This is a genomic window from Bradyrhizobium sp. UFLA05-153 (assembly GCF_054185185.1).
In genome coordinates, this window is the sequence record NZ_JBBIAM010000085.1 from 1 (window position 1) to 14038 (window position 14038).

The 14038-nt window shown below is 64.1% G+C and carries 15 protein-coding genes; 5 read left to right on the forward strand and 10 right to left on the reverse strand.

Translation table 11 applies throughout. The features are described from left to right. Window positions 1–345, reverse strand: a 345-nt coding sequence (locus Q2941_RS35495) for a hypothetical protein (RefSeq protein WP_458195361.1), incomplete at its 3' end; no start/stop codon positions are given. Window positions 346–498: 153 nt separating this feature from the next. Between Q2941_RS35495 and Q2941_RS35500 the strand changes: the two genes are divergently transcribed. Then, window positions 499–1812, forward strand: a complete 1314-nt coding sequence (locus Q2941_RS35500) for an aminotransferase class III-fold pyridoxal phosphate-dependent enzyme (RefSeq protein WP_458195362.1) — start codon at window positions 499–501, stop codon at window positions 1810–1812. On the opposite strand, the gene Q2941_RS35505 is transcribed toward Q2941_RS35500, so the two are convergent. From Q2941_RS35505 to neuB, 8 genes are read right to left on the reverse strand one after another with little or no spacing between them, the layout of a single operon-like run. Then, on the reverse strand, window positions 1813–2478 hold the full coding sequence (locus Q2941_RS35505; protein ID WP_458195363.1) for an LbetaH domain-containing protein: 666 nt from the start codon (window positions 2476–2478) through the stop codon (window positions 1813–1815). A gap of 4 nt (window positions 2479–2482) precedes the next feature. Next, the gene (locus Q2941_RS35510) at window positions 2483–3259 is read right to left on the reverse strand and encodes an imidazole glycerol phosphate synthase cyclase subunit (RefSeq protein WP_458195364.1); all 777 of its coding nucleotides are present in this window, start codon (window positions 3257–3259) and stop codon (window positions 2483–2485) included. Window positions 3260–3264: 5 nt separating this feature from the next. Continuing rightward, entirely contained in the window at window positions 3265–3903 is a 639-nt protein-coding gene (gene hisH / locus Q2941_RS35515; RefSeq protein WP_458195365.1) for an imidazole glycerol phosphate synthase subunit HisH, read from the reverse strand. Window positions 3904–3949: 46 nt separating this feature from the next. After that, window positions 3950–5131: an N-acetyl sugar amidotransferase gene (locus tag Q2941_RS35520; protein WP_458195366.1), complete on the reverse strand. Its 1182-nt coding sequence runs from the start codon at window positions 5129–5131 to the stop codon at window positions 3950–3952. A 37-nt stretch (window positions 5132–5168) separates the two neighbouring features. Beyond that, window positions 5169–5981 carry an SDR family oxidoreductase gene (locus Q2941_RS35525; RefSeq protein WP_458195367.1) on the reverse strand — a complete coding sequence of 271 codons (813 nt, stop codon included), beginning with the start codon at window positions 5979–5981 and terminating at the stop codon, window positions 5169–5171. Next, window positions 5978–7018: a nucleotidyltransferase family protein gene (locus Q2941_RS35530; protein ID WP_458195368.1), complete on the reverse strand. Its 1041-nt coding sequence runs from the start codon at window positions 7016–7018 to the stop codon at window positions 5978–5980. Before Q2941_RS35530 ends, Q2941_RS35525 begins: the two co-directional genes overlap by 4 nt. 12 nt (window positions 7019–7030) lie before the next feature. Continuing rightward, the gene (locus Q2941_RS35535) at window positions 7031–7657 is read right to left on the reverse strand and encodes a NeuD/PglB/VioB family sugar acetyltransferase (RefSeq protein ID WP_458195369.1); all 627 of its coding nucleotides are present in this window, start codon (window positions 7655–7657) and stop codon (window positions 7031–7033) included. Continuing rightward, window positions 7654–8736, reverse strand: coding sequence for an N-acetylneuraminate synthase (gene neuB / locus Q2941_RS35540; protein ID WP_458195370.1), 1083 nt, complete (start codon window positions 8734–8736; stop codon window positions 7654–7656). Before neuB ends, Q2941_RS35535 begins: the two co-directional genes overlap by 4 nt. Before the next feature lie 176 nt (window positions 8737–8912). Here neuB and Q2941_RS35545 point away from each other — a divergent pair, with 176 nt between their 5' ends. From Q2941_RS35545 to Q2941_RS35555, 3 genes are all read left to right on the forward strand, one after another. Next, a complete protein-coding gene (locus Q2941_RS35545; protein ID WP_458195371.1) occupies window positions 8913–9659 on the forward strand; it encodes an acylneuraminate cytidylyltransferase family protein in 747 nt (248 codons plus the stop codon). Next, window positions 9656–10849 carry a UDP-N-acetylglucosamine 2-epimerase gene (gene neuC, locus Q2941_RS35550; protein WP_458195372.1) on the forward strand — a complete coding sequence of 398 codons (1194 nt, stop codon included), beginning with the start codon at window positions 9656–9658 and terminating at the stop codon, window positions 10847–10849. The genes Q2941_RS35545 and neuC overlap by 4 nt, the downstream gene beginning before the upstream one ends. A 90-nt stretch (window positions 10850–10939) precedes the next feature. After that, entirely contained in the window at window positions 10940–12094 is a 1155-nt protein-coding gene (locus tag Q2941_RS35555) for a phytanoyl-CoA dioxygenase family protein (protein WP_458195373.1), read from the forward strand. A 24-nt stretch (window positions 12095–12118) separates the two neighbouring features. Here Q2941_RS35555 and Q2941_RS35560 read toward each other — a convergent pair whose 3' ends face one another. After that, complete coding sequence (locus Q2941_RS35560) at window positions 12119–12913, reverse strand: FkbM family methyltransferase (RefSeq protein ID WP_458195374.1); 795 nt, start codon at window positions 12911–12913, stop codon at window positions 12119–12121. Window positions 12914–13077: 164 nt separating this feature from the next. Here Q2941_RS35560 and Q2941_RS35565 point away from each other — a divergent pair, with 164 nt between their 5' ends. Then, window positions 13078–14037, forward strand: coding sequence for an NAD-dependent epimerase/dehydratase family protein (locus Q2941_RS35565; RefSeq protein WP_458195375.1), 960 nt, complete (start codon window positions 13078–13080; stop codon window positions 14035–14037). Window position 14038: the final 1 nt, after the last annotated feature.

Genomic DNA, 14038 nt, shown 5'->3' on the forward strand with positions numbered 1-14038 from the left:
GGTGCAGCCGAGCCGGCGCAGGAACGCCGCGAGCAGCGCGACGTTGGCGGCGGTGACCAGCAGTGAGAGCACGCGCGTGGCCACGATGTCGTGGCCCGCAATCCATTGCCAGGCACCGAGCCAGTAGAACAGCAGCGGCTGATACCAGGTCGCGTCAGTGGCGCTGTAGGGCGTCACCGCGCCGCTGACATACCACCACGACTTGATGATGTAGCTCGCTTCGTCGGCCCAGGTGCCCTGCCGCGTCACCGCGGTCACGGAGAGAGCGAGCCAGACGACGAGGACCGTGACGAGCACGCCAACGCCTGCTGCGTGAAAGCGGCGGGCGCACGTCGAAGCCTCCATGATGGTCCCTCTTCCCCGCCCGGCACGATCAGGCGCCCGCCTGTTTTGCAGCATCGCGCGCCGATTTCAAGCATGCAGGCCCTGCTCCCCTGCACCTTGCCTGACCGGGGGGCTTGCGGTATCCACCGCTTGCCTTCCGCGCAGGAGAATCCAATGTCGAGCACCGGCCAAACGCTTTACCGACGCGCGCGCAAGGTTATGCCTGGTGGAACGCAATTGCTCTCAAAGCGGCCGGAAATGTTCCTGCCGGAGCAGTGGCCGACCTACTTCAAATCGGCCAAGGCCGCCGAGGTCACGGACCTCGACGGCAAGACCTATCTCGACATGAGCTATTGCGGCATCGGCGCCACGATTCTGGGCTTCGCCGATCCCGACGTCGACGCCGCGGTGAAGACCGCGATCGACATGGGCTCGATGTCGACCCTAAACTGTGCCGAGGATATCGAGCTCGCGGAACTTCTGGTCGAGCTGCATCCCTGGGCCGACATGGTCCGCTTCGGTCGCGCGGGCGGCGAGGCCATGGCGATCGCGGTCCGCATCGCGCGTGCTGCGACCGGCCGCGACATGGTGGCGTTCTGCGGCTATCACGGCTGGCACGACTGGTATCTCAGCGCCAATCTCGGCGAGACGACTGCGCTCGACGGCCATCTGCTGCCGGGCCTCGACACCAAGGGCGTGCCGCGCGGCCTCGCCGGGCTGATGCATCCGTTCCACTTTAACAGACTCGACGAGATCGAGGCGATCGTCGCCGCCCATGGCGAGCGGCTCGCTGCGATCGTGATGGAGCCGGTGCGCTCCAGCGAGCCCGAGCCGGCCTTCATCAAGGGCATCCGCGCGCTCGCCGACCACTGCGGCTCCGCGCTGATCTTCGACGAGGTGACCTCGGGCTTCCGCATCAATTCCGGCGGCGCCCATCTCGCTTACGGCGTGGACCCCGACATGGCCGTGTTCGCCAAGGCCATCGCCAACGGCTTCCCGATGGCCGCCATCGTCGGCCGCGCCGCGGTAATGGACGCGGCGCAAGAGACTTTTGTGAGCTCGACGGCGTGGACCGAGCGCGTCGGCCCGGTCGCGGCGCTTGCTACCTTGCGCAAGCATCGTGAGCAGAACGTCGCGCGACACCTGATGCGGATCGGCGGCCGAATCCAGAAGGGCTGGACCGAGGCATCGCAGGTCGCCGGCCTGCCGATCCACGTCTCTGGCATCTCGCCGCTCGGCCATTTCGCCTTCGACATGCCCGACGCGCAGGAGGTGCGCACGCTGTTCACGCAGATGATGCTGGACCGCGGCATCCTCGCCACCGGGTCGTTCTATGCGATGTGGTCGCACACCGATGCCCATGTCGACCGCTATCTGGAAACGGTGACCGAGGTATTCCGGGAGCTGCGCACCGCGGTCGACCAGAAGGCCGTCAAGCAGCTGCTGCGCGGCCCCGTCGCGCATGCCGGGTTCAAGCGGCTGACCTGATCAGGTCCCGACGCCAAAAATATCGCGCACCACGTTGCGCGATGTCGGCGAGCGTGCCGCTTTCGGAAAGATGCCGTGCAAAATGCTGTCGGCGGCAAGCATGCCGCCGTCGATGACGATCGCGCCCGTCGACACGAAGGTGTTGTCGCCCACGGCGGTCTTGCCGATGACGCGGCTGCCGCCATACATCACGATGCCGCGGCCGAACGACGGGTAGTCGTTGTCGAGGTTCGCTCCCACCGTGCAGTTGTGATAGCAGATGAAGTAATCCGAATAGCTGGCGCGGCCGAGCACGGTGCCGACCGGATGCTGGACCGCGAAGACGTCGGGTAGTTCCACCTCGTAGAAGGCGTCGAGCGCATGCAGGGCCTTGTTCAGCGCATAGGCCTTGTCGGCGATGGGATGGCCGGGCCGCTCGCGAAACGCCGAGTTGGCGAGGTAGTAGAGAAAGATCGCGTACTGGTCGGAATGCCAGTGCGAGAACCGCGCCTCGCCACCCGCGAAGAATCCCTTCAGCCGCACGCGTGAAAAGCAATGGTCGATCCGGCCGAGCGCGAGATCGACGAATTTTTGGAGATCGCCGAGGTCGGCGCCATCGGGGAACAGATTCTCGAATTGCTTGCGCACATAATGCGCAAGATCGTGGCGGGTAAGCGAGAGCTGCACGATGCTAATTCCTGCTTGAGGAGCTGGCGCGCACATCGAGGCCGCGCGAGAACAGATGGCTGCGCAGCTTGATCGGGCTGTGGTCGGTGAATAGGAACATCGAGGAGATCGCAACCGCCGACGCGCCGGCTTCCAGCGCGTCGATCGCATGCTGGAGCGAGCCGCAGCCGCCGGAGACGATCAGCGGCACGCTCAACACTCTGGCCGCCTTGTGGATGATGTCGAGGTCGTAACCTGACATGGTGCCGTCGCGGTCGATCGAGCCGAGCAGGACCTCGCCGCAATGCATCTCCTCGCAGCGCTGTGCCCATTCGATCGGATCGAGCGCGACATGCTCGCGGCCGCCGTCGATGAACACGCTGGCATGGTTGGGGCTGATCTTCTTGTAGTCGATCGACACGGTCATGCACTGGTCGCCGAAGGTGCGCGCCGCCTCGCGCAAGAATTCCGGGCGCCGCACGACCTCCGAATTCACCGATACCTTGTCGGCGCCGGCGCGCAGCAGCATGTTGACGTCGTCGAGCGTCTTGACCCCGCCGCCGACGGTGAACGGCATGAAAATCTCTTCCGACATCCGCTCGATGATGTCGACGACGCGGCCGCGCGAGGCCGCGCTCGGCACGATGTCGAGCACGATCAGCTCGTCGACGCCGTAATCGTTATAGACCTTGGCGGTCGTCACCGGATTGCCGGCGGCACGCTCGTTCTCGAAGAAGCGGACATATTTGACGAGCCTGCCATCGCGCAGCAGGAACTTTGGGATCAGGCGCTTCTTCAACATCGAATTCAGGGATTCCAGCGCAGGAAATTGCTCATCAGCTCGATCCCGGTGTCCTGGCTCTTCTCGGGATGAAACTGCGTGGCGGCGATGTTGTCCCGCGCGATGATCGCGGTCACTGGCTGACCGTATTGGGCGAAGCCGACCACGTCGCCCGCATCCCTGCAGCGCATGGCAAAGGAGTGCACGAAATAGAACGCCAGATTGCTTTCGCGGATATTGGCGAGGATGGGATGGTTGCGCTCCTTCGCCACCATGTTCCAGCCCATATGCGGAATCTTCAGCGCGGGATCGTTCGGCATCAGCCGCAGCACGTCGGCATCGAACCAGCCGAGCCCGCGATGCGCCACGCCGTCGTCGGCGTGCTCCTCGGAGGTGTTGGCGAGGAGCTGCATGCCCAGGCACACCGCCAGGAACGGCTTGCCCTTCTCGCGGACGTGGCGCTCCAGCATCTCGTCGATGCCGCGGGCGCGAATGTTGCTCATCGCATCGCCGAACGCACCGACGCCCGGCAGGATGACGTGGGACGCATCGGCAATGGCGTCGGCATCATGGGTCACGACCGGATCGAAGCCGCAATATTCGACGGCATTCTTCACCGAGCGCACGTTATTGATGCCGTAATCGACGATCGCTACGCCTGACATCGCCTGCTCCCCCGGCGCGACCTCCGCGCCGCCCGATCAGTCTCGCCTAGCTCTTGCCGCCGCCGATCTCGACACCCGGATGGTTCGGCCACGGCACCTTGGTGTTGTCCCACTTGTCCATGTCGGGCATGCGGCGGCCCGGCTCGACCGTGTTCGGCGAGAACTGCCACGGGCTGACCTCGTGCTTGATCGCGATGCCCAAAAACTGCTCCTCGGTGAGCTGGAGATAATCGAGGAACAGATCGAGGCTCGGCGGCCGCTTGCCGTCGAACTCTCGCACCAGCGCCTCGCCCTGCTCGCGGGTCATGCGCTTGTTGCGGATGTCGATATTGGCGAGATGGTTGGTCCGGCCCATGCCGCGCTTGATGTATTTGAGGTAGTCGCGCACGCCCTGGAAGAAGCACTCGATCTTCTCGTAGTCGTATTCCGGCGGAATGCCCTCGACCTCCTGGCCCTTCCAGCCGAGCTCGCTCTTGATGATGTCGACGTGCTTCTTGGTGTCCCACTTGATGTAGCTGCCGAGGCAGACCGAGCGGCACTTGATCCGCATCAGCTCCTTGCGCGGCGGATAGACGAACGGATAGAGATCGCGCTTGGCGACGCGGCCGCCGAGGAACTCGTACATGTCTTCGGCGGTGATGCCGAGATTCATGGCGCGGTTGAAGCGCTTCTCGTCGACCTCTTCCATCTCGTCATAGGAATAGAACGACTGGTATTCCGCAAGACTCTCGCCCCAGATCAGGAGCGGCGTCTCGTAGCGGATCGCGATCTGCATGGTGTGCGCGTAGATGCCGGTGTGGCAGTGCCAGCAGAAGTCGCCACGGCGCTTCAGCGATTCCAGCATCAGCTCGCGCACCACGTGCCAGTTCGGCGTGAAGTTGAGCACGTCGACGCCGAGCTGCTTGAACACGCTGGTGTTGTTCTCCTCGACCAGCGGCCGGTAGAACCAGTGGTCGAAGCGAACGACCAGCGGCTTCAGGCCGAGCTTGCGCACGACGTACCAGAGCTGGAACACGCTGTCCTTGCCGCCCGAATAGGGCAGGATGCAGTCGTAAAGGCCCTTGTCGCGGTGTTGGCCGACCAGCTCCTGGAGCTGCTTGTAACGGTCGTCCCAATCGATCTGGGTGTCACGGACCTCGATCTGACGGCAAACGCTGCAGGAGCCTTCTTCGTCGAACGATGTGGCCTCCGCCGTTTCCGGCAATAAGCATTTGCTACAGCTCAACATTTCGGAGATTCTCGCGATTGCATGATTTGCTGCCGGCTTACCACGTCGTCCACCCCCCGTCGACCGCAATGCACTGGCCCGTGACATAGGCCGACAGATCGCTCGCCAGATAGGCCACAGCGCCCTTCATATCGTCCTCGCGCGCCATGCGTGCAAGCGGCGTCCGGGCCACATAGCGGCTCAAAAACGGCTCGGGCGTGGCCCTGAAGACGCCGCCCGGCGCCACCGCATTGACGCGAACCTTTGGCGCCATGGTGGTGGCCAGCCAGCGCGTCATCTGGATCAGCCCGCCCTTGCTTGCGGCATAGGCGGCCGGGTTCCCGAGCGCAGTTCCCTCGTAGAGCCGCCAGTCGGGCCCGGCGAGGCCGTAGATCGAGGAAATATTGATCACACTGCCATGTCCTGATTCGGCCAGGTCCTCGGCCGCGGCCTGAATCAAGACGAAGGGCGCGGTGAGATTGACCTCGATCGCCCGCCGCCAGGTCGCATCCGACTGCTGCTCGAACGGCACCGCCCAGCCTTCTAGCCCGCTGGTGCCGACGAAGGCCGCGCAATTGACGATGATGTCGATGCCGCCAAAGGCCTCGCGCACCCGCCGCGGCAGATCCTTCACCGCATCGCCCTGCTCGAAATCGCAGTCGAACATCGAAGCCTTGACCGAATGACTGGCCGTCAGCTTCGCGGCGGCCTCAGTGCCCGCGGACGCCGCGATGTCGACCAGCGCGATGGTGGCGCCGAGCTCGGCAAGGCCGCCCGCGATCGCGCGGCCGATATAGCCGGCGCCGCCGGTGACAACAGCGACGCGGCCGTCGAGCGACATCATCTCGCGGAGCGAACGTTCGGTGCTCATCCAAAGATCCTCTGGAATTCGTCGGACGCGCGCTGCAGATCGTCGAGACGGCCGACGTCGATCCAGTATTCCCGCAACGGGAATACGACCGACGGCTTGCCCTTGGCGATGGTGCGCTCGATCAGCGTCGGCATGTCCACCGCTTCGTTGGCGTCGAGATGGTCGAGCACGCCGGGATCGAGCAGATAGACGCCGGCATTGACGAAGAACTTTTGCGTCGGCTTCTCGCGGATGCCGCGCAGGCGATGGTCGTCGAAATCGATCACGCCGAACGGCACCGTCACGGAATGCTCGCGCACGCAGACCGTGGAAAAGGCCTGGTGCTCGCGATGATATTTCAGCATCTGCTCGAAATTCACCGTCGTCAGGAGGTCGCCGTTCATGACGAAAAACGGCTGCGTCGGTCGCCCCGGCAGCAGCGACAGCGCTCCCGCCGTGCCGAGCCGCTCGTTTTCCTGGAGATAGTTTATCTCCACGCCCCAGGCCGAGCCGTCGCCGAAATAGTCGCGGATCATGTCGGCCTTGTAGTTGACCGAGATGAAGAACTTGCCGAAGCCGGCCTTCGCAAAGCCCCCGAGCACGGTTTCCAGGATCGGCTTGTCGCCGACGCGGATCAGCGGCTTCGGGATGTCGTCGGTGAGCGGCTTCAGCCGCGAGCCGAGCCCGCCGGCCATCAGCACGACCCAATGATCGGATTGCTGCGCGAGCGCAAGATCGTCGATCAGCTTGACCTCGACCACCCGTCCCTCCGCATCGACGAGCGGAAGCTGATGGATCGAATGCTTTCGCATCAGGTTGAGCGCGGCGGGATTCGAGATGCCGAGCGGCGCCGTGATTGGCGTGCGGTTCATCACTAGGCTGACTGAGGCGTCGAGGCCGACGCCGCCGAGCAGCGCGCGCCGCACGTCGCCATCGGTGACGGTGCCGACGATCCTGCCCTCGCGCTCGACAATGGCGAGTTGCAGATTGCCCTGATCGATCCGCCGCAGCGTCTCGATCAACGGCGTATCTTCATTGACGACGAAGGCACCCTTCATGACAAACTAATCCTACTCGTTGCCGGCGAACCCGCCGGCCGCGACATCCTTTGCAACCACCGCGCCCGCGGCAACGACGGCCCCGGCGCCCACTTTGACGCCGACCAAAACCACGGCGCCCGCGCCGACATGCGCGCTGTCGCCGATTGACACCCCACCGCACAGCACCGCCCCCGGTGCGATATGCGCGTGATCGCCGACAATGCAATCGTGCTCCACCACCGCGCGCGTGTTCACCAAGGCGTTCTGCCCGATCCATGCCGCCGGCTGGATCACGGCACCTGCCATCACCTGCGCGCCGTCGCCGAGCTGCGCATTGGAGGCGATCACGGCCGAGGCATGCGCAATCACGGGAAACTTGTACCCCAGCGCGGCAAACCGGCCGAACAGCGCACGCCGGCCCGACAGCCCCGAATCGGTACGCGAGGCGCGATTGCCGAGACCATTGGCGAGCTCGACCTTATCGGCGGCCATCTTCATGACGTCGTCATCGGATCCCGTGATCGGAACGCCGCCGACGGCCTCGCCGACACGCGCGGCGTCGCGATCGGTGACGGCCGCGGGACGTATGCCACGGCTCAGCAACGCCTCGATGACGACCTTGGCATGACCGCCGGCGCAAAGCACGATCAGGCTCATGGCTCGAGCGCCTCGTTGGCCGCGTAGTCGCGCCGGGCGGTCTTGCCGAGATAGTTCCAAAATTCGAGCGGCGGAACGCCGTCGCCCGGGCGCTTGACGCCGAGATTGTCTTCTGTGAAGCGCTCGCCAGCGCGCACGGGGCGAAGCGCAACGAGGCTGCGCCGCGCCACAGCGCGGTTTGGAATTTCCTCGGGCGCTGGCACCTTGCGTCCGTCGCCGAGTGCGGCCTCGACGTCGCGGATCGAGGCGATCATCGCCGCCATCTCGTCCGGCTCGATCGAGGCGCGATGGTCCGGCCCCGGCAGATTGCGGTCGAGCGTCAGATGTTTTTCGATCACGGTGGCGCCGAGCGCCACGGCGGCCGCCGCGACGTGGATGCCGCGGCTGTGGTCGGAAAAGCCGACCAGAAGACCGAACGCGTTACGCAGCGTCGCCATCGCGCGCAGATTGATCGACTGCGGATCGGCCGGATATTCGGTCGTACAATGCAGCAGCGTGACCCTGGCCCGCAGCTCCGTCCAGGTCGCGCGGTCCAGCAGAAGCTTGGCGAAGTCGGCTGCTGTCGGCCGCGCCGTCGCATCGTTGAGATAGCCGAAGGCGATGACGCCGAGCGCCTGCTCCACTTCGGCAAGCGTCCCCATGCCAGTCGACAGGATGATCGGCAGGCGGAACCGCGCCAGATGCAGCAGCAGCGGCGCGTTGGTGAGGTCGCCCGAGCCGACTTTCAGCGTGGAAACGCCGACGCGGCGGACCAGGTGCGTGGCGCTGTCGGCATCGAACGGCGTCGACATATACGTGATGTTGGACGCTGCGCAGGCCGCTGCGATCTGCTCCTCGTCGTCGGCGCTGAGCTCGAGCGCGCGCAGCATGTCGAGCTGCGACTGCGCCTTGCCGGTCGTCGCCTGCTGATAGCTCGCCTTCGCGGCTTCGGCGGTCGCGAGCTTGTCGGCACGGAAGGACTGAAACTTAACGATATCTGCCCCGGCCCGCGCGGCGGCCTCCACCAGCGCAATCGCGCGGGCGCGATCGCCGTTGTGGTTGACGCCAGCCTCAGCAATGATCAAGGTTCGGCGATGCATGGGGTTTTGTCGCAGGTAGCGAAGCGAAATCGCCCGCCAATCAAGCGGTTGTCTTAGTCGAGCACGCTGGTAAAAGCAACGCAAGCGGGCGGCTTGCTTTGTTCCCCAGGGCCCCCGTAAGAGCCCCGAATCGCGCCGATTCCCCATCGGCCTGAACGCAGGATTGTCGAGAGCCAATGACGAACTCGCCCGAGATATTGTTCCTGCTGGTCGGCCGCGGTGGATCGAAGGGCCTGCCCGGCAAGAATCTGCGCGAGATCGGCGGCCTCAGCCTGACCGGCTATAAGGCGATCGCCGCAAAACAGTCCCGCTACTGCTCGCGTCTGATCGTCTCCAGCGACAGCCCCGAGATCCGGACTGAAGCGAAGCGGCATGGCGCCGAAGTGCTGTTCGAGCGGCCGGCCGAACTTGCGACCGACACGGCCTCCTCCAACGACGTCGTGCTCCACGCTATGGACTGGATCGAGACGCATGAGAAGCGGCGCTACGACGCCATCATGCTGCTGGAACCCTCCTCGCCCTTCGCAACGCCGAAACATTTTGACGAGGCCGTCGAGCTGTTTGCCAAACGCAAGGCAAGCCTCGTGGTCGGCATGCGCGAGACCGAGGTGGCCTCGATTTTCGTCGGGACATTGGGCGAGGACGGTTCGATCGGCGAGATCGTTGACAAGATGCTGAAGACGACGGCGCAGCGGCGGCAGGACCAGGTGCCTGAAGTGACCATGAACGGCGCGCTTTACCTCGTCGGCTGGGACGCGATGCGCACGCATCGCAAGATCTACGCCGAACCGACAGCGAGCTACGGCATCATGATGGACCGGCTGCACTCGATCGAGATCGAGAGCGCCGCTGACCTTGCCTATGCGTCTTACGTCATCGAGCACGGAATGCTCGACACCTCACCATGGCAGCAGCTGACATGAACGCAAACCGCCGCATCGCGGTCGTTACCGGTTCGCGCGCCGATTACGGACTGCTGCGGGGTATTTTGACGCGGCTGAAGGCGATGAACGACATCAACCTCAGCGTCGTCGCCTGCGGCATGCATCTTGTGCCTCGCTTTGGCGAGACGTGGCGGGTTATCGAGGCGGACGGGTTTCCGATCGCGGCCAAAATCGACCTCAAGCTCGACGATGACCGCGCCGAGACGGTAGCGCGTGGCACCGGCATCGGCGTGTCCGGCTTTGCCGAGGTGCTTGCGCAACTCAGACCTGACATCCTCGTCGTGCTGGGCGACCGCTACGAGATTCTTGCAGCAGCGGTTGCGGCGACGCTTCTGAACATCCCGATCGCGCACGTCCATGGCGGCGAGATCACCGCGGGCGCCTTCGACGACGCGATCCGTCATGCCATCACCAAGATGGCCTGCCTGCACTTTGTCGCAGCCGAGCCCTATCGCCGGCGCGTGATCCAGATGGGCGAGCAGCCCGATTTCGTCTTCAATGTCGGCGCGCCCGGCCTCGATCTGGCGGATGTAGCACCACCGCTGACCCGCGCCGAGTTGTTCGCAAAGCTCGGCATCGGCGGTCCCGAGCGCTTCCTGCTGGTGACGCTGCATCCGACGACGGCGCGGCCCGAGGCCGACGCTGCCAACGTCACTGCCCTCATCGGCGCGCTTGCCGACATCAAGGACCGCAGCTTCATCTTCACCGGCGTCAACGCCGATCCCGGTTATCGCACCATTGACGACGCGATCAGAACGTTCATCGCGACACGATCCGATCGAGCCCATCTCTTCACCTCGCTCGGCAGCGAGCGCTACTGGTCCGCGCTGCGGCTTGCCGACGCCGTGGTCGGCAACTCCTCCAGCGGTATCCTCGAAGCCCCGGCCGTCGGCGTACCCACGATCAATATCGGCGATCGCCAGAAGGGCCGGCTCCGCGCCGCTTCGATCATCGATTGTCCCGCCGATTCGCACTTCATCCTGGCAAGCCTCCAGCGCATCTTCGAGGGCCGGTTCCAGCCCGATCCGGCCCATCTGCCGCCCTACGGCCGCGGGGGTGCGTCCGAAGCCATCGCTGGAACCCTTCGAAAGATCGACCTCAAGCGCGCTTTCCCGAAGCATTTCCACGATTTAGCGGGCCCTCTGGAACCGCCCGGAACGACTGGATAAGTCCCGGCCATTGTTGCCTGTGCAGCGCCCCAAGCTGTATAGATCGGGGCGAGCTTGAGACGAACCGCGCTCGTTCCGGGAGAACGCGACATGACGACGATCGATTCACTTTCCGATGTGACGCCGGTGGCACGCGCCGTCGAGATTGGTGAACTTCCGATTCCGCCCTATCGCGGCAACACGCTGCCCTCGATCGACTATGACGCACATCCGGCCTATGGCGGCATGCTGCCGAAGCCGACATTCCGTGAACGCCTCTACGCGCTGAATGTGTTCCTACGCACGTTTGCCTTCGTCACCATCCGCCGCATCGTCGACTACGACAACATGCCGCTGCTGACCAAGGAAGCCGGCTTCAGCGGCCTCAATGCAAAGACAGCGCTGCGCTACATCTCTATGTATGCGCGCATCCGCGCGAGCCGCGCGATCGGCACGTTGACCGGCACGCGCCGCCCCGCGAAGCCCGAGAACCCGGCGCTGCACAACAAGATCAAATCCGACGGCATTGTCTGTTTGACGCTCGCGCCGGACGAAATCGACCAGATCCGCAGCGTGACCAATCCGGGTTTCGCCAAGCTCGACGAGCGGCGCGCCAACATTCCGCCGGAGAAGCGCAGGTTCGACGACAACGTCTACTGGTGCACGCGCTCGGCCGATCCGCAGGCCTTCGCGACCGTTGAGTCCATCTTCAAGCGCTACGGCATCATGGAAGCGGCGAGCGCCTATCTCGGCCGCCCGGCCGGCGTGAAGCACGTCAACGCGCAGATCAACGACCAGGACCTCGCATTCTGGAAGCGGGTATTCCCGGACACGCAGCTCGCCGATCCCTGGGGCAGCTACCTGCACATCGATGCCACCTACGGCATGCTGAAATGCGCGATCTATGTCCATGACGTCGGTCCAGACGGCGGCCCTTTCTGCTACATCCGCGGCAGCCAAAACGCGAAGATCGGCTGGTTCGAAGGCATGATCCGGCGCACCAACGATTTCTCCGGCTTCTCCGGCCGCCGGCCTGACGCGCGCAGGAAGTTCATGGCGCTGCCGGCATTCCTGCGCAAGAAGGCCGATTTCGGCGGCGACCTTTCCGACAATTCGCCGGATGTGGCGCGCCTGCGCGAGGGCCACTTCGCCGCGACCTCGAACTACGGAAATTGCGTGCTGTTCGACGGCAACGGCATGCACCGCGGCGGCATGGTCAACAAGGGCGAGCGCCGCTGTCTGTTCATCCTGCTCGCGGAAATCTGACGCACAGCGCCGTCGCGGGGACGACTACGCGCCGCGCAGCTTGCTCGGGCGTTTGAGATATTCCGCGAGCTGGTCGGGGCTGAAATACGCGGTCTGGCTGCGCAGCGGGCTGTCTTTGCGGACGAAGGCAAGATCGATCTGGGCGAGCGCACCGTCGAGCGAACGCATGTGCCCCTCCAGCACGTCATAGACCGCAAAGCCGGCGTCGTCGCAGAAGCGTACGATGTCTGCGAACTGCGGGATACCGTGCCGCATCGGCATCATCGTGGTCTCGAGGATCATGAGATCGATTTCGCCAATCCGCGTGCCGAGCCCCTTCAATACCTCGATCTCGGCGCCCTGCGTATCGATCTTCAGGAACACCGGATGCTCCAGCGTCTCCGGCAAGAGCGAGTCGAGCCGCCGCATCGGCGTCTTGCGCGCCTCGCCGTCGAGCGCCTTGCCCTCGACCTGCGCGAAGATGCTCGAGCCCGAGATGTCGTCGTGGACGTTGAAGGTGATCTCACCGTTCTCGGCACCGGCCGCGACCAGGAAATATTCGGCGTCAAGTCGCTGCTTGAGCTGCTCAAGGATCGGGCGGCATTCCGCCACGGGCTCGACCAGGAAATATTTGGCGCGCGGAAATGCGTTATAGATCGGTGACGTGCCGAAGGCGATGCCGACATCGACCACCGTCTTCACATCGAAGCCAAGCGACTTCAGGTGTTTGAAGAACAGGCCGAAGTTCCTGACCGGCGCGTTGGTGCGCATCAGGCGAAGGCCGATAGGCTCCAGGACGTTATTGATGGCCTGAAACGCGGCCGAGACGAATGCCTTCATGAAGCGAACGCTGGTTGGGCTAGAGCCTAGGTGAAAGATAGCGATCGCAAAATGCCTCTACGCACAATGAGTTGCCACAATTTGCAATCGACGGATCGATTTGGTAGATCAGCCCGGCAAGCCGGTCAAGCGACCGTCCCGTCGGCAATGACAGCGACATCAGCATGAAAGTTCTTGTGACCGGAAGCTCCGGCTTCATCGGCCAGGCGTTGGTGCGGCGGCTGCGCGCCGAACATTGCACAGTCGTAGGGCTCGATAAGGTTCCGGCCGAGACCACCGACATCGTGTGCGACATCCTCGACGCCGACCGCCTGACGAAAGCCGTGATCGGCTCGGCTCCGGATGCGGTGGTCCATCTCGCCGCACGCATCGATCTCGACGAGAAGACCAACCTTTCAGGCTACACCGCCAATATCGAGGGCGTAGAGAATTTGGTGGAGGCCGTGCGGCAGACGCCGTCCGTGCGACGAGCGATTTGGACCTCGTCGCAGCTCGTCTGCCGCGTCGGCTATGTGCCGACCAGCGACACCGACTACAAGGCCGACACGCTGTATGGAAAAAGCAAGGTACGCACCGAGGAGATCGTCCGCAGCGCCGACGGCGCCGGACGCGAATGGTGCCTGGCGCGCCCCACGACCGTCTGGGGTCCCGGCATGAGCGCTCACTATCAGCGCTTCCTGCACATGATCGAGCGCGGCCATTACTTCCACGTCGGGCAAGGCCCGCTCTGGAAGTCGTACAGCTATGTCGAGAACATCGCGTTCCAGTACTGGCGCCTGCTGACGGTGCCGTCCGAGCAGATTCACCGCGGGATGTTCTATCTCGCCGACTACGCGGCGATTGATCTGATCGCCTGGTGCGACGCATTCCAGCACGCGTTCGGCTCGCGTCCCATTCCACATCTGCCGGTCGCCGTCGCGCGCGCTCTCGCATTTTGCGGTGACGCCGTGAACATCATCGGCCTCCGGAAATTTCCCTTCAATTCGTTCCGTCTCAACAACGTACTTACGCAGTATCAATTTGATCTGAGGCCGACCGAAGCCGTCTGCGGTCCCACACCCTACACCATGGAGCAGGGAGTTGCGGAAACTGTTCAGTGGCTGCGTGGAAAGCCGAAGGGCTAAG